A 15115-nucleotide genomic window follows, 5' to 3' on the forward strand; every position below is an offset into this window, starting at 1 on the left:
GCCCCCGCACGGACCCGACACGGGGGCGGCCCCTCGTTCACGGCCTCCATCACCGTGACCCCACTACCCCATCCCAGACCTGCCCAGGAGCCTCCCCATGCACGACCACTCGAACCAACTCCCCACTCTCTCCGGACACATGCCCTCCACCCCAGCCACAGATCAGGCAGCAAGGTATGGCGTTGGACCGTCCAAGGGTCGGTCCAACGCAGCCTCCGCCCCGGGGGTGGCGGAGGAGCTCCGGCGCGAGGGCGCACCGGAGCAGGGAGGGGCGAGCGAACCCGTCGGCGTTCCCGCCGTCGTGCGTGCCGCTGATGAAGCAGCGCTGTACCGCGTCGCTCGCCGCCGTGCCCGCGAAGAAGTCCAGCGCACCCAGCGTGTCGACGTCCGCTACAGCGTCACCGAGAAGCAGTCGATCCTTGCCGAAGCCCAACGCCTGGGCCTGGCCGCCGCTCACCTGGTGGGCGCGATCGTCATGGCTTACCTCCACGGAGGCTTCGAGATACCCGGCCAGCGCACCTCCTTCGACGACCTGATCGACGAGCTCGCCGCCCTGCGCGCGGAGATCGCCCCGATCGGCAAGAACGTCAACCAGATCGCCTTCAAACTCAACTCCGGCGGCCATCCCCACCCTGTGGACAGCGCCGTCCTGGCCCAGGCTGAACGTCTCCTCGCCCTCGCCCGTACCGCAGCCGAGGCGATCGACACCGCCTCGTACCAGGCGGCCGTAGCGAAGCAGGCGGCCTGATTGATCGCGAAGATCGGCAAGGCCGGCGCCAACACCCGTGGCGTCCTGAACTACCTCTACGGGCCCGGCCGCACGAACGAGCACACCGACCCCCACGTCGTGGCCTCCTGGGACGACTTCGCACCCGACCCCGGCCGCGACGAGACCGCGACACTCGCCCAGCTCGCCACCGCCCTCGACCTTCGGGTGAAGCAGGCAGGCGACCGCGCCCCAGATCAGCACGTGTGGCACTGCTCGGTCCGGGCCGCACCCGAAGACCGAACCCTGTCCGACGGCGAGTGGGCAGCGATCGCCCGCCGCGTCCTGAACGCCGCCGGCATCGCCCCCGCCGGCGATCCCGACGCCTGCCGCTGGGTCGCGGTCCGCCATGCCGATGACCACATCCACATCGTCGCCACCAAGGTCCGCGGCGACCTCACCCCACCCCGCAACTGGAACGACTACGTGCGCGCCGACAAGGAATGCGCCGCGATCGAGAAGGAGTATGGCCTGCGCCAGGTCGTACGCGGCGACCGCACGGCCACCAAACGCCCCAGCCGCGCCGAGCAGGAGAAGGCCCGCCGCACCGGCTCCGCCACAACCCCGCGCGAGCGCCTGCGCACAACCGTCCGCACCGCAGTCGCGGCGGCCACCGACACCGAGGAGTTCTTCACCATCCTCCGCGGCACAGAAGTGCTGGTGGACATCCAGCGCTTTCCCTCCGGCGACATTCGCGGCTACAAAGTCGCCTTCCCTGGCGACACGAACGCCCAGGGCGAGCCGGTGTGGTTCTCAGGCTCCACGCTCGGCCCCGACCTGTCCTACCCCAAGATCAGCGAGCGCCTCGCCCCCACCGAGCCCGCCACCAAGGACGGGTACTCCGGCCGTCGGCGTACGGCATGGCAGCAGGTCGTCGACGCCGCATACCGCCTCCCTGACGTTCTCGACCAGGCCGACGACGCCGTCGCCCAGGCGCACATCACCGTGCTCGCCGAAACCCTCGACGCCCTCCCCCTCATCGCCCCCGCCAGCTACAAGCCTCAGCTGGCCCAGGCAGCCGCGGCATTCGAGCGGGCCAGCCGCTCCCGCATCCGCGCCCGCCACCAGCAGGCCCAGGCCACACGACGCGCGATCAAGGCGATCGTGCGTGAACCCGCACCCAAGGACGGAGCCCTCCTCGCGATCCTCCTCGACGCCCTCCTCCTGGCCGTCGTCGCAGCCCAGCACTGGCACCACACCCGCCACCACGACCAGCAAGCCGAAGCCGCCCGCCAGACCGCCGACCACCTACGCGCCGCCTACCACGCAGCCGCCGTCCAGCCCCTGACCGTGATCCACCAGCGAGGACTCCGCCTGACCGTCACGGTGCAGCAGCGGCAGGCCACCCTGCTCCGCCAAGCACTGCCGGACATGGCCGAGCAGATCCTCACGGAGCCCGGCTGGCCCGCCCTCGCTGCCGCCCTCACCGACACGGCAGCTGCTGGTCACGACCCGGCAGTCCTGCTCGCCGAGGCCACCCGACGCCGGGAACTCGACACCGCCACCTCGATCAGCGAGGTCCTCACCTGGCGGCTCCACCGCCTCGTCGGCCTCGACCCGCAACCCGCTATGGGCACCGCACCCACGCCCACCCCGTCCCGGGCCGCCAGGCCCGCCGTCCCCACCGACCGCCCCCGCAGGACCCGATGACACCAGCAGCTCCACCGCGCCCCTCAGCCCGTGCTCCCCCAGCCACCGCAGACCTCAGCCCACACCCGCCGCGCCCTCCCGGGCCAGCAGCAACACCAGCCGACAAGGAGCCACCCCCTGAAGATCCACCCCTACGCCGACACCTTCCCGATGCTCACCGAAAGCGAACTGCACGACCTCGCCGAGTCCATCCAGACCGACGGCCAACTCAAAGAGATCACCCTCGACCGAGACGGCATCCTCCTCGACGGCCGTAACCGCCTAGCCGCCTGCAAACTCGCCGGCGTCGAACCCCGCTTCACCACCTACGACGGCAACAACCCCACGGCCCTGATCTTCAGCAACAACGTCGTCCGCCGGCACATCAGCAAGGGCCAGCAGGCCGTGATCACTGCCATGGCGTGTTCCGTTTCGGGACACTCCTTGCGGACCCAGGCCAAGCTCCACGACATCACCCGCAGCCGCCTCTCCGCCGCCAACGTCGTACTGAAGCACGCCCCCGACCTCGCCGAACGAGTACGCCTCGGAAAGCTCGGCCTTGATGCCGCTTACGATCAAGCCCGCGAACGCAAGGCCAGGACCGAAGCCCTCCTCGCCCAGCACGAACGCCTGCGGCAGCATGCCCCCGACCTCATCGAAAAGGTCGTCGAGGGTCTCCTTACCCTCGACGCCGCCATCACCGCCCTGGACCAGCGGCTCGAAGAGGGACGGCTCCGGCAGCTGGTCAAGGAATGCGACGCCGTCGGCCTCGCCGACGGCGACACCGCACCCGCCCTCACCCAGCTCGCCGAACGCGGTGAAATCACCTGGGACCAAGCAGCCCAGCGCGCCGAGGAACACCGCGCCCACCGGCACGAGGCCATCCTCCGCACACAGCAGGCCTTGCAACTGATCGCCGAGAACTGGGCCACCGTCCACGACCTCGCCGCCCGACGCGGCACCCCGTACGCCAAGGAGATCCTCGACGGCCTCACCCCAGAAGCACACGCACTCGCCACACACCTGACCACCAGGGCCGCCTGACACCGCTAACGCCTCGGGGCCAACGCAGAATCGCGTTGGCCCCGAGGCTGTTGCACTGTCCTGGCCGGGTCATTTCCCACCAGGGTCCACGTGCCCTGGCCGAGACATCGCTGCTGGCGAGTCAGCGGTGAGCCGCGACGCCTTCGACGGCGATCGCCGCGGTACGGCGGCCCTCAAGGCTCTCGGCATCGGTGCGGATGACGAGGGTGATGCGTTCTCCCCGCGTGATCGGCCGTACGCCGTGAATGTGGTCGCGGGTGGCCGGGAAGGCGACCAGGGTGCCGCAGGGAGGCTTGATCTCCTGGGCCGGGTTCTCGAAGAACAGCTCGCCCCCGGCGTAGGAGTCCGGCGTGTTGAGCCAGACGAGCAGGGTGAGGTCGCCTCCGACGATCGGCTGTCCGTTGGTCCGGGCCCGCTCGCGCTCGACGTCTGTGACCTCGTCGTGGTGCGCCACGAACCCGACGCCAGGACCGTAGCGGTAGACGACCGCCGGCTGGGTGGGTATCCGCTTCGGAACGGCCTGGAAGTGGTTGCGGATGTAGGGGACGCAGTGGGAGATGACCGCTTCCTCCAGCATCGGCGGGATCTCCACGTACTCGCTCTTGCGCAGCGTCTCGTCGATGACGCCCTGGAAGGTGCGCGGCCGGGCGGTCTCGCTCTTCACGTGGTCCATGAGGGCGCCGCAGAGGCTGAGGGGGATGACGCTCTCTGCGAGAAGGGGTAACCGGGTCTTCCAGGTCATTGGGTCTTTTCCTTCCACCAGCGGGTGCCTTCGGGCGAGTCTTCGAGGGTGATGCCCTGCTTGATGAGCTGGTCGCGGATCGCGTCGGCCTCGGCGAAGTTCCTCGCTGCGCGGAGCCGGTCGCGTTCCTTGACGAGGTCGTCGACAGCGGTGTCGCCCTGGTCGGCGTCGGCGATGTCGAAGGTTCCGAAGAGGTTGTTGACGTCCTGGATCAGCCGCAGGGAGGCCGGCCCGGACGGTTCCTGCGTGCGGTTCTGCTCGCGGATGAACTGGAAGAGGACGGCGAGGGCGCCTGGGGTGTCGAAGTCGTCGTCCAGGTGCTCGCGCATCTCCTTCCAGGTGTCGGTCGCCCGTGAGGTGTTCGCCGGACTGTCCGTGTGCGCGGGGTCGATGGTCCGGGCGAAGTTCTCGATCCGGCGACGTGCCGCACGGGCCTGCTCCAGCGTGGAGTCGTTCAGCTCCATGGAGGAGCGGTAGTGCTGGGAGAGGAACGCGTACCGCAGGGTGCGGGAGTCCGTGCGGGCGAGCGCGTCGCGGATGGTGAGGAAGTTCCCGGTGCTCTTCGACATCTTGTCGCCGTCGACCCGCAGGAGGCCGGTGTGCATCCAGTAGCGGGCCAGGGGCTCGATGCCGGAGGCGGCCTCCATCTGGGCGACCTCGGCTTCATGGTGGGGGAAGATGAGGTCGACGGCGCCGCCGTGCAGGTCGTACGAGGGGCCGAAGAAGGTCTCCGTGATCGCGGTGTCCTCGATGTGCCAGCCCGGTCGGCCCGGCCCCAGTTCGGTCTCCCAGAACGGTTCGCCGTCCTTGCGTCCCTTCCACAGAGCGAAGTCGCCAGGGCTGCGCTTCTTGGAGTGGTCGTCGATCCGCGAGACCGAGTCCTCGGGGCGCAGGTCGGTGCGGCCCGAGAGCTTGCCGTATCCGGGGAACGAGGCGAGGTCGAAGTACCAGCCGTCATCGAGCTGGTAGGCGTGGCCGCGGGCGATGAGCCGCTTGACCTGGTCCACGATCGCATCGATGTGATCGTGGGCACGCGCGTGGACGTCGACGCGGGTGTTCCCCAGCGCTGCCATGTCCTCCAGGTACTGCTTCTCGAACAGGGCCGCGATGTCCTCCGGAGGCACGTTCTCCTCCCGGGAACGCCGGATGATCTTGTCGTCCACGTCGGTGATGTTCTGGAGGTAGGTGACCTTGTAGCCGCTCGTTTCCAGGTACGCGGCGATGAAGTCGAACTGCGTGTACGTCTTCGCGTGCCCGACGTGGCTGGGGCCGTAGACGGTAGGTCCGCACACGAACATCCGCACCTCGGTCTCCCGCTCGGGGCGGAAATCCTCCGTCCGTCCGGTCAGTGTGTTGTGGACCTTGATCGCCATCGTTCCTCCTGGGTGAGCGGATCACGCAGCGTACTGACGTGCTGACAACAGCGTCTAATTGGAATCGTCGTACTCACCTCAGGAGACGAATCGGGGGAAGGGACGGTCAGCGAAGACGGATGCGTGTTCCCCGAGAATGTGGTGGTTGGCCCGCTGGTACGCCTTGCGCACGGTCTCGATGGCCCGGGTGCTCAGGTCCATTCCGGCCGAGCGGCAGAACGCCTCCAGGGCCTCGCACCGGCGCTCCAGGTCGACCATCGACAGGGGGTCGCACTGCTGGGCCTCGATCAGGAGGTTTTCCTGCTCGGTGCTGATCAGTCCCAGTGCGCCGAGGGAGTGCAGCTTCCACTTCATGTTCGGCAGCAGCCGGCCCGAGCGGGCGTATAGCCAGTCCACGATCTCGTCCAGGGCGCCCGACAGGACGAAGTGGCCGGTGGGGGTCCCGACGCGACGCGCCATGCGCAGGGGGATCTCGCGTACGTCCCAGGTGATTCGGTTGTGGAGCCGGCGGGTCTCGCCCTCCAGCCGCCAGAGCTGCTCTTTCGTCTTGCGGAGGATCAGCGCCTCGAAGGCGTTCTCGCGGTCGAGCAGCGGTTCGCCCTTGTTCGCGTAGGCGTCGCACTTGTCGCTGTTCCACGTCGTACGCGGGTCGGCCTCGTACTGGAACAGGAGCTGGTGGACGTTGACCTCCATGCGCCCCCAGGGAACCGGCAGGTAGAAGCTGAACTCGGGGACCCAGGCGGGGAGCCGTTCGCGAACCAGGGCGTAGGTGTCCGCCGGCGAGGGCCTCCACTCGTCCTCCTTGAGCGGGACGTCGAGGACGACGGCGAGGTCGAAATCGGAGTCGGTGCTGAACCGTGTGACGTTGTTGGGTGCGACGGCCGAGGAGGAGAGGACATAGAGCGCCTGGACCTCGGGCATGGACTGGAGGGTGTCGAGGAGGCCGGCGGCTGCGGCGCGGGCCTGCATTTTCAGGTCTTCCACGAGAACTCCTTGTCAGATGATCGGGCGATCCATCACGGCGCGGAGCGCCGGGACGAGATCCGGAGCGACACCGCCGTGGGTGCGCTGGATGTGTGCGAGCGAAGGGCTGCTGTTCCCCTCGATGACCACCGGTCCCCCCGGAGTGACTGCGATGTCCCAGCCGATGAAGGGGACCTGCGGGAACAGGCGGGCGCAGCGTGCGGCCAGCTCGCGGACCTCGCCGATGTGGGCGATCCTGTGGCCGGCGAACGGCACGGTGCTGACCTGGTGGCGCGTCTGGGCGTTGAGGTACCGGTCGTAGCCATGGCGGTCGAGTTCCCCGTCGGGGTGCACCCGGATCTGCAAGCCGCCATCGGCTGAGTTGTCCGTCGTACTGTCGACGCCGCCGAGCTTCAGCATCATGTAGAGCACCTCCGCGGTGCCCTCGGTCAGCAGGGTGATGACCCGGAAGGTGTTGAGCGCGTACGGGTTCAGCACGTCCAGGTCGTGGTGCTGCGGTACGTGGTGCTCGACCAGCCAGGCGCCCCACCGCTGCGCGTAGGCCGCGAGGTCGAAGCCGTCCTCGCCGGGCCGCACGATCACGACTCCGGAGCCGCCGCTGGAGTAGCGGGAGGGCTTGACCACCACGCGCCCGGAGCCGGAAGCGTGATCGAGGACGGCCTCCAGCGAAACCTCATCGCCCTCGGAGGTGACGCCTGCACGGCCGTTACCGCTCGCGATCAGTGGGGGCTGCGGGATGCCGGCGGAAGCAAGGATCTTCTTGCAGACGACCTTGTCGTCCAGGTCGATGGTGTCCCGGTTCACGCGGGGAAGGAGGCGGTGGAACAAGGCGGTCTCCGGCAGGTACGCACACGCCCGCTCGGAAGAAACCTCGCGCCGGTACCCGCCGTAGCGGAAGTAGTGGAACGGCAGGCAGCGCCACCGCGCGGAGACCATCACCAGATCCCCGGCGATCCGGGCCATGCTCTTCCGGCCCCCGTCGCGCAGCATCGTGGGAAGGTGCTCGCGGCTCATCTGCCGCACCTGGTAGGGGAGAAACCGTAGGCCGGATACACGGGGAAGAACCCGGGTACGGAACCACTCCTCGCTCATCGCCTGCCGGTGGTTGAACCCACGGTTCGCAGTGCGGGTCATGTCGCTCCTCCGATGTCTCAGTAGTCCGGGGTTCCGGCGATGGCCAGGGCAAGGACCACGGCGGTGACAGCGATGACGTAGGCCAGGACCGCTAATTGCTGCTTCATCGGGCGGGCTCGATGTTGTCGGCCGCGGTCGACCAGAGGCGCCTGGTGTTCATGGGGTATCTGCCTGTGGCGTGTCTTCCCACGGCGACCACCCCGAGGAGGCGTCGGCGACATCGCGGCGCCGCTGCAGCTGGCCGAGGGTACGGCGGGGCACGGTGTCAGCGGCGTGCACGAGAAACCCGCCCCGGTCTCGGATGAGGACTCCGAGGCCGGCGAACTGGGCGGTGTCGGCAGCGACATGGGAGAGGGCGCCGACGATGATTCCCCGGATCATCCCGGTGGACAGGGCAGTCGTTATGGCCTGCCAACCGGGCCGCTCATCGAGGAGCACCGCAGGGTCGGTATCGGACCACGCCCCGGCAACGTGCCAGTGCCGGGCGTCGGCGTAGTGGCGACCGCGCTTCTCGCCGTCTCGGACGGCAGTGGCGGTGGCAGAGCAGGTGTAGACGGCGACGGGTACGTGCCCGAGGCCGCCGATCGGGTTGTTCGGCATGCCCATAAGGCTGCTGCGTAGAGGTACGCGGGCCCAGACACGGCCCGTGGCAGCGCCGACAGTCCGTGCCGGGTTCCGGTGCCACGGAGCGTGGCAGCGTAGGGCCCGGCGGTCGGGCATGTGCAACGCCCCGTAGTAGTCGGGCAGGTGGCGGCCTGCCGACTGCTACGGGGCGTGGTAGTCGGGTCTCGGGTCAGCGCACCCCGAGGGGGACCCCGGCGACGCTGGCGAGACCACGCAGGCGGCCGACAGAAACTCCGGCGAGCCGGCCGATGATGACGCCGGGGAGCATCTGGTGGCGCACCCAGCCGGGGGCCATCGTGCAGACGGCTTCGAGGGTGTCGGCGGCAGCTTCCCAGCGGCGGCACTCCACGTGGGTGAGGGCAACATCCAAGCCATAGCGGGCGCGGGTGGCCAGCGGCACGGTGTCGTCCAGGCGGACGGTGTCCATGAGGCGCAGCGCGCCGGAGGTGTCGCCGAGGGCCACGGCGATGCTCATGGCCTGTGTGGCGGCGTACATGGGCCCGTACGGCTGGGCGTGGTCGCCGCGGGCGTGCTCATCCCCGATGCGGGCGGCCACGGCGTGGGCCTGGGAGAGGTACTCGCGGGCGCTATCCGCGCTCGCACCGCCTCGTGATGCGGCCACGGCGGCGTTCGTGACGAGCTGCCCGTACACGCTCAGCCGGTCAGGGTCGTGCTCGCTCATCTTGGGCTCGATCCGGTCGGCCTGCGCCGCGGCAAGGGCGAACCCCTGCGTGGTGCGGCCGTCGCGCAGGTTGACCCACGCCGTCGTGGCGGCCAGGTGGGCGTCGCGGAGGTCGTCCCCGGCCTGCACCGCGATCTGGCGGCCGTACGTCAGCGCTGCGTAGGCCAGATCGCGGGAGCCCAACACGTTGGCGGCCATGCCTGCTGTCTGGAAGGTGTCGATCAGGACACCACCAGCGGCCTCCCGCTCAGCGTGGTCGGCGGCATCGAACCGGGCCTTTGCCTCGGGGAGGAGTTGGCCCAGGAGCGTCCCGAGCTCGGTGTACCGGCCCGCCCAGTAGGCCTCGTCCGCCCGGCGGACGGCGGCGCGCAGCTCCTCAACGGTGCCCGGCTCGACGTCGGCGGGGATGCCGATGGCGGCGTCATGGGTGGCCGCGGACACCATCCGAAGCGCGGCCCGCTCGTCGCGGTCCATGGACCGGCGGGGTGCCTGCTGGCCGAGGAGTACGGCGATGTCCGTGCCGAGGGCGTCGGCGATGGACAGCAGCGACGGGAGCGACGCGGTACCGCCGCGTTCCAGCTTGCGGACCACGCCGACGGACACGGCGGCGGCTTCCGCTAACTGCTCTTGCGTCATTCCGCCGCGCAGCGTCTTCAACCGCTCAGAGGTGGTGTACTCCGACCACTGCATGTTCCAGCACCTCCGTGTGATTGGCCTCATACGGACGGTACTGGCAGGAGTGGTGGGGCCGACAGCCCTTGATCAGCCGGAAGTTGGGGTCACGCGGCAAGAACCGCGCTGACCCCAAGAAGGGCCTCAAGCTCCGCAACGGCCTCGTCCTCATCGGTGGCGTGGACGGTGGTGATTCCCAGCTCGGTAGCAGGCGGAAGGTTCACCGCGTGATCGTCCACGAACACGCACCGCTCGGCGGGCAGGCCGATGCGGTCCAGGGTCAGCCGATAGATCGCCGGATCAGGTTTGGCCATGCCGACCAGCTCGGAGACGACGTGCACGTCGAACAGGTCCCAGATTCCGACGTGCTCGTACGGGTTGAACGGGTCCAAGCCAAAGCTGTTGGACAGCAGGGCGACCCGATGACCAGCGGCCCGTGCCGCACGGGCAAGGGCCGCCATCCGGCGAGCTGCGGGCACTCCGGCCCACGCCCGGCCCATCAGGTTCACCGGATCCACATGCGCACCCAGCAGAGCGGCAGTGCCTTCGTTCCATTCCGCCTGCCCTATCTCCCCGACCTCCAGGGCCGCGTACAGACGCCGGCCCTCCGGGTGGTCGTTGAGGGTGCTGCGCCACGCCTCCGGGGCCAGCCCTTCGGATACGCACCACGCACGGTGGACAGCGAGAGGGCTGGCGGTGAGCACCCCGGCGAAGTCGAGGATCAGGCCGAGCTGTTCACGCCCGTCGGCGCTGGCAGTCCTGTGCGGCATCCGGTGGCCGTCCCTTCCACGATTGGTCTCACAGGGGACGCTACCGCGCACCCTGAGACGGAGAGCATTCGGAACCCGACAACGGCTCTGGCTGACAGGTCAGACGATCTTCACTGTGGACACCGGCCGACGACCAGCGCGAGATCCCCCCGCCCGTTACGACGGCGTCGACGCCGAGCACGTACTGAGAGGCTGCGTGAGGGTCAGGGGTTAGGGTCACCGCCGTGGCCGAAGACGAGCGCGGCTTTCACCGTGTCCAGATGCTCAGGACACGAGAAGTACGCCTTCCGCTTGCGGAACAGGCCCCGCGACTTTGAGACACGATGCGTGGCCCATTCGGGCGTGCTGAAACCGACCGTCTCCGGGCGCCGGTAAGTACAGCCTTGGATGTCACAGCTTGGAGGAACCATCCGCGAAGGGTCGATGAGGTACAGCGCGTTCTCGACCACGTCACGCGTGGTCATGCCCATCTCACGACGCTGAGCGGGGGTGATGTAGGCGATCTCCTGGGTGACGACGAGCGACCCGTGAATGAGCTCTTGATGCTGTGACATGAGCGGACCCTACTCAGGGCGCGGGCCCTTGCGGAACGACACCCATGAAGTGGGATCGGGTGAGGGTTCCGTACGAGGGTCGGAGCCCTGAGAGTGGATCTGACTGAGTCACCATGCGTGTCCCGCAGCCCGCAGCGGCTGAGGCATTAAGGCGCGCCGGCTTCTCGGCTGACGGCGTGGTCCGCCACGGCTCGGGTCCCTGAGCTGGCTCAGGGACCCGAGACCATCGCCGGTCGGGTCCTTCACCGTTTCATGGTTGCAGTTGCCCTCCGCTGCGGCTTCGGAGCTAGTGATCTGGTTCGGAGATGCGTGAGCAGTAGCGGCAGATCCGGTCGAGGATCTGGTCGGCGGTCTTGGTCCACTTGAAGGGCCGGGCTTCGTTGTTCCAGACCTTGATCCAGTTCTCGAGTGCGGTCTTGAGGTCGTCGAGGGAACAGAACACGCCGCGTTCCAGGCAGCGCCGTTCCAGCTCGGCGAACCACCGCTCGACCTGGTTGATCCACGACGAGTAGGTGGGCGTGAAGTGGAGCTGGAAGCGGGGATGCGCGAGCAGCCACTTGTGCACCACCGGCGCCTTGTGGGCGGAGAGGAAGCCCCTATGTTTCGTCAAGCGGCAGAAGGGGGTTGACTCGCGGCCAGGGGTTGGATGTGCCGGTAGAGCTCGCGGGCCACGTATCGCTTCAGACACCGGATGATCTCGCGCTTGGACATGCCCTCGGCGGTGCGTCGCTCCAGATACTTCTGGGTACGTTCGTCCCAGCGTATGCGGGTCATCACGACGCGGTAGAGGGCGGCGTTGGCTTGGCGGTTGCCGCCGCGGTTCAGGCGTCGGCGCTGGGTCTTGCCGGAGGACTGCTCGACCGGACTGACGCCGCACAGCGCGGCGAAGGATGCTTCGTCATTGATCCGATCAGGGTTGTCACCTGCGGCGATGAGGAGTACTGCGGCGCTGTCGGGCCCGACGCCGACCAGGTCCAGCATCTGGGGTCGGCAGGCGCGGACGGCCCTGGTGGTGCGCCGGGTGAGCTCTTTGACCTCGTCGGATAGGTGCTGGACTCGGCGGGCGAGCAGACGCATCGTGAAGACGGCCTCGCCCCGGTCATCGACGTCGAGGGCCGCGCAGGTGGCAACCAGCGCAGGGTTACTCAGGCCGGTGAGGAGTTCGCGCAGATCTGGGTCGATGGACATGAGGACGGCCTTGAGCTGGTTCAGTGCCTGGGTGCGGGCCTTGACGGCCGATTCCTTGGCCAGCCTCAGGACTCGCATGTCCTCCACGGGCCCGTCCGCGCTCTTCGGCATGGTGGTGGCGCGTCCGGACAGCACCGCGCGGGCGGCCGCGTCCGCGTCGATGGCGTCTGTCTTGCCGCGCTTGCGCCGGGTGGCACGGTCGGGCTGGTTGATCTCGACGACGTCGATGCCCTCCTGGCGCAGGACCCGGGTCAGCGCGGTCCCGAAGGATCCCGTGCACTCGACCCCCGCCCGGTGCAGAACGCCGAACGACCGTCCCCAGGCAAGCAGTTGGCGATAGCCGACGGCGGTGGTCGGGAACTCCTGGTGGGCGAGCGAGGCGCCCAGGGTGGTGATGACAGCGGCGACGTGGATGTCCTTGTGGGTGTCCACCCCGAGGATCACCTCCTCCGCCGCCCCAGGGACCTGCTGCGCGGGCAGCGTCGGCTGGGGCATGCTGGTGACGGTCACGAGGCTCCTTGGACTGGGTCTGGTGGCTGACACCGGTCCGGTGGGCGGTCAGAACTGTGACGGTGCTTTGTGCAGCAAAGCCCCTATCGGGACACGTTCACCGGGCCGGCGGCAGTACGCACCGCAGGAGGCCGGGGCCGACAGTTCCACTCCAAGGCAGCTGTGGCCAGTTGTCGCACGGGTCAGGCTCCGGCCCCCTGCGGCACATCACGATCCTCACAGTTGTCGCAGATCACGTGGACCGCCAGGCCCCTGTCGGTCTGGCGGTCGATCTCGTCGAGGAAGTCCCGGAAATCGACAGCCCGGTGCTGCGCGGACAGTTTTGTGATCACCTTGCCGGTCGCGGTGTTCAGGGCGGCGAACAGATCGACGGTGCCGTGGCGGACGTAGTCGAAGGTGCGCCGCTCGGGGACTCCGGGCAGCATCGGCAGCACTGGCGCGGTCCGCTCAAGTGCCTGGATCTGCGGTTTCTCGTCCACCGCGAACACCACCGCGTTGGCTGGCGGGGCAAGGTAGAGGCCGACGACGTCACGGATCTTGTCGATCAGGAACGGATCGGGGGAGATCTTGAAGGTCTCGGTCCGCCACGGTTGCAGGCCGAAGGCGTGCCAGATCCTCAGCACACTCGCCGGAGAGATCCCCACGACCTTGGCCAGCTCCCGCTTGGACCAGTGCGTCCCGCCGGCGGGTGAGTCTTCGAGGGTGCGGACCACCACTTCTTCGACCTGGGCGTCGGTGATGGTCCGCGGCACCCCGGGCCTGGGCTCGTCCGCGAGTCCGTCCAGCCGGTCCCGCAGGAACCGGGTCCGCCACTTGGTGACGGTGCCCCGGTTCACGCCCAGCCGGGCGGCCACCGCCAGGTTCGGTCCGCCGTCCGCACATGCCAGCACGATTCGTGCTCGCAGGGCCAGACCCTGCGCGGTCGTGCGGCGCTTGACCCAGTTGTTCAACACCTGCCGCTCGGTCTCACTCAGGACCAGCGGCTCCAGCCTGCTGTCACCCACAAACCACAGCAGACCGAAGCCAGCCAGCACCCGTCAGCCGAATCCACGAACTGGTACGGAAGACGACTCACGTGGTGCCGAACGAACTCACAACCAGATCACTAGCGGCCGTTGAGGACGACGCGGCACACGCCACAGAACATGGCAGCGTCGCGCCCGTACCTGCGCATTAGCTGGCCGCACTCGGAGCACGGCCCGAGCTCCCACGGCGGGCAGCCCAGCGCGGCGGAGGCAGCGGCCCGCTCGACGGCAGTGATCAGCATCGGGTTCCGGGACTGCTGTGTCGGCATTCGGGGGAGGGTGAAGCCGCCGGTGGGCTGGCCTAGATCGCGGATGGGTCGGGCGTCGCTGACGAACCAGCCCTCCTCGCCGGCCCGGCAGGTCCGGTCTATCTCCTGCTCGGCGAAGGTGATCTCGTCGTCCTCTTCCTGCGCCGGGCCACCGGGGAGAGGCTCCATCTCCCCGATCAACTCCCGCCACCGCTTGCAGTCCGCCGACGGCACCCACATGTGCCGTCCAGCCCGGCCGCTGCCGCGGTTGGGGACGTAGACCGGCACGCTCTCCCCCGTAGCGCTCGACAAGACGAGGTCTTCAAGGTGCACTGCCTTCTTCTCCGGCTCGCAGAGCGCAGGAACGAACCAGTCGGAGTGAAGACCGCCACAATGACTGGCGCCGTCGGACAGCAGGCAGTGCCGGTCGCTGCTGGGCACGCACTTCCACACCTGGAGGTAGCGGTAGCCACCGCGGATCACCATCTCCTTGCCGCCGGCGATCTCCCTCCACGGCATGTCGTCGACACGAGCCCAAGGGGCGCGGTCGATCAAGGAGGCGGTGCGGTCCTTGGCCACCCACAGGGGCGTGATGTCGTGCTGCACCGCGTTGACCGAGCGACGGTGCACGCTGCTCGGGCTGAGGTGGTGGTACTGGATCTCCCAGCCGATCCGTATACCCCCGGGACCGGTGACGAGGGCGTCGGAGATGCTCCGTCGGTTCGCCGTGGGCACCTCGGCTTCGGCGGCCAGGCCGCACCGGGAAGCGGTCTCGACGATCCTCTCCTTCGTTGCCTTGTGCTGCTCGCCCTCCGCCGGCGTCGCCTTGTGCGTGATCGGCAAGTGCGAGGCGACGAGCGGCCGACGGCCACCGACGCGGCCTCGGCGGATGAACATCCACGGAGACTTCCCGCCAGTCTCCGACAGGCACTCCCGCCCGTCGTGGTGCGCCAGGCATTCAAGAAGCTGCGGATCGCGGTCGGCGACGCGTGCAGTGATCTCCCGCAGCAGATCGGGACGCCCCGCGTGACCGAGGTCGGGCAGGGACAGATTGATCTCTATGCCATATCCGGTGTGCCACACGCCATTGGCCATTCGTCCACGATAGGAGCGACCACTGACACACCAACAGATGGCGTATTCAAGGTTGTTGACTTGTCTGGAGCTGAA

15 protein-coding genes are annotated in these 15115 nt (G+C 68.5%); 3 read left to right on the forward strand and 12 right to left on the reverse strand.

The genetic code is table 11. The annotated features are described in order from the left end of the window. Positions 1 to 226 precede the first annotated feature (226 nt). From OOK34_RS13910 to OOK34_RS13920, 3 genes are read left to right on the forward strand one after another with little or no spacing between them, the layout of a single operon-like run. The gene (locus tag OOK34_RS13910; RefSeq protein ID WP_323183418.1) at positions 227 to 748 is read left to right on the forward strand and encodes a plasmid mobilization relaxosome protein MobC; all 522 of its coding nucleotides are present in this window, start codon (positions 227 to 229) and stop codon (positions 746 to 748) included. Beyond that, complete coding sequence (locus OOK34_RS13915) at positions 749 to 2416, forward strand: relaxase/mobilization nuclease domain-containing protein (RefSeq protein ID WP_267034177.1); 1668 nt, start codon at positions 749 to 751, stop codon at positions 2414 to 2416. A gap of 30 nt (positions 2417 to 2446) precedes the next feature. Next, a complete protein-coding gene (locus tag OOK34_RS13920; RefSeq protein ID WP_267034178.1) occupies positions 2447 to 3439 on the forward strand; it encodes a ParB/RepB/Spo0J family partition protein in 993 nt (330 codons plus the stop codon). A gap of 121 nt (positions 3440 to 3560) precedes the next feature. Here the strand turns inward: OOK34_RS13920 and OOK34_RS13925 are convergent, their stop codons facing one another. From OOK34_RS13925 to OOK34_RS13980, 12 genes are all read right to left on the reverse strand, one after another. Continuing rightward, on the reverse strand, positions 3561 to 4112 hold the full coding sequence (locus OOK34_RS13925; protein WP_267034179.1) for a 2OG-Fe(II) oxygenase: 552 nt from the start codon (positions 4110 to 4112) through the stop codon (positions 3561 to 3563). Between the two features lie 65 nt (positions 4113 to 4177). Continuing rightward, positions 4178 to 5554, reverse strand: coding sequence for a cysteine--tRNA ligase (gene cysS / locus OOK34_RS13930; protein ID WP_267034180.1), 1377 nt, complete (start codon positions 5552 to 5554; stop codon positions 4178 to 4180). 78 nt (positions 5555 to 5632) lie between these two features. Then, positions 5633 to 6538, reverse strand: a complete 906-nt coding sequence (locus OOK34_RS13935; protein ID WP_267034181.1) for a hypothetical protein — start codon at positions 6536 to 6538, stop codon at positions 5633 to 5635. Between the two features lie 12 nt (positions 6539 to 6550). After that, positions 6551 to 7552 (reverse strand): sugar-transfer associated ATP-grasp domain-containing protein, encoded by a 1002-nt coding sequence (locus tag OOK34_RS13940; RefSeq protein WP_267034182.1) that lies wholly within the window; start codon positions 7550 to 7552, stop codon positions 6551 to 6553. A 276-nt stretch (positions 7553 to 7828) separates the two neighbouring features. Continuing rightward, the gene (locus OOK34_RS13945) at positions 7829 to 8272 is read right to left on the reverse strand and encodes a hypothetical protein (RefSeq protein WP_267034183.1); all 444 of its coding nucleotides are present in this window, start codon (positions 8270 to 8272) and stop codon (positions 7829 to 7831) included. A gap of 193 nt (positions 8273 to 8465) precedes the next feature. Continuing rightward, the gene (locus OOK34_RS13950) at positions 8466 to 9668 is read right to left on the reverse strand and encodes a helix-turn-helix domain-containing protein (protein WP_267034184.1); all 1203 of its coding nucleotides are present in this window, start codon (positions 9666 to 9668) and stop codon (positions 8466 to 8468) included. A gap of 89 nt (positions 9669 to 9757) precedes the next feature. Next, positions 9758 to 10420 (reverse strand): HAD-IA family hydrolase, encoded by a 663-nt coding sequence (locus tag OOK34_RS13955; protein WP_267034185.1) that lies wholly within the window; start codon positions 10418 to 10420, stop codon positions 9758 to 9760. Positions 10421 to 10623: 203 nt separating this feature from the next. Continuing rightward, positions 10624 to 10974: a hypothetical protein gene (locus tag OOK34_RS13960; RefSeq protein ID WP_267034186.1), complete on the reverse strand. Its 351-nt coding sequence runs from the start codon at positions 10972 to 10974 to the stop codon at positions 10624 to 10626. Between the two features lie 286 nt (positions 10975 to 11260). Next, positions 11261 to 11584, reverse strand: a complete 324-nt coding sequence (locus tag OOK34_RS13965; RefSeq protein ID WP_267034187.1) for a transposase — start codon at positions 11582 to 11584, stop codon at positions 11261 to 11263. Beyond that, positions 11581 to 12672, reverse strand: a complete 1092-nt coding sequence (locus OOK34_RS13970; protein ID WP_267034188.1) for an IS110 family transposase — start codon at positions 12670 to 12672, stop codon at positions 11581 to 11583. The genes OOK34_RS13965 and OOK34_RS13970 overlap by 4 nt, the downstream gene beginning before the upstream one ends. 182 nt (positions 12673 to 12854) lie before the next feature. Then, complete coding sequence (locus OOK34_RS13975) at positions 12855 to 13676, reverse strand: IS630 family transposase (protein WP_267034189.1); 822 nt, start codon at positions 13674 to 13676, stop codon at positions 12855 to 12857. 101 nt (positions 13677 to 13777) lie between these two features. Further along, positions 13778 to 15040, reverse strand: a complete 1263-nt coding sequence (locus tag OOK34_RS13980; RefSeq protein ID WP_267034190.1) for a hypothetical protein — start codon at positions 15038 to 15040, stop codon at positions 13778 to 13780. Positions 15041 to 15115 lie beyond the last annotated feature (75 nt).

It is taken from the genome of Streptomyces sp. NBC_00091 (genome assembly GCF_026343185.1).
In the GTDB taxonomy this organism is placed as follows: Bacteria; Actinomycetota; Actinomycetes; order Streptomycetales; family Streptomycetaceae; genus Streptomyces.

What these genes read in the sequence shown, in the direction of transcription:
- OOK34_RS13960 (WP_267034186.1), bottom strand. Translation starts at nt 10,974, where the DNA reads ATGTCACAGCATCAAGAGCTCATTCACGGGTCGCTCGTCGTCACCCAG.
- OOK34_RS13955 (WP_267034185.1), bottom strand. Translation starts at nt 10,420, where the DNA reads ATGCCGCACAGGACTGCCAGCGCCGACGGGCGTGAACAGCTCGGCCTG.
- cysS (WP_267034180.1), bottom strand. Translation starts at nt 5,554, where the DNA reads ATGGCGATCAAGGTCCACAACACACTGACCGGACGGACGGAGGATTTC.
- OOK34_RS13925 (WP_267034179.1), bottom strand. Translation starts at nt 4,112, where the DNA reads ATGGACCACGTGAAGAGCGAGACCGCCCGGCCGCGCACCTTCCAGGGC.
- OOK34_RS13950 (WP_267034184.1), bottom strand. Translation starts at nt 9,668, where the DNA reads ATGCAGTGGTCGGAGTACACCACCTCTGAGCGGTTGAAGACGCTGCGC.
- OOK34_RS13945 (WP_267034183.1), bottom strand. Translation starts at nt 8,272, where the DNA reads ATGCCGAACAACCCGATCGGCGGCCTCGGGCACGTACCCGTCGCCGTC.
- OOK34_RS13940 (WP_267034182.1), bottom strand. Translation starts at nt 7,552, where the DNA reads ATGAGCCGCGAGCACCTTCCCACGATGCTGCGCGACGGGGGCCGGAAG.
- OOK34_RS13980 (WP_267034190.1), bottom strand. Translation starts at nt 15,040, where the DNA reads ATGGCCAATGGCGTGTGGCACACCGGATATGGCATAGAGATCAATCTG.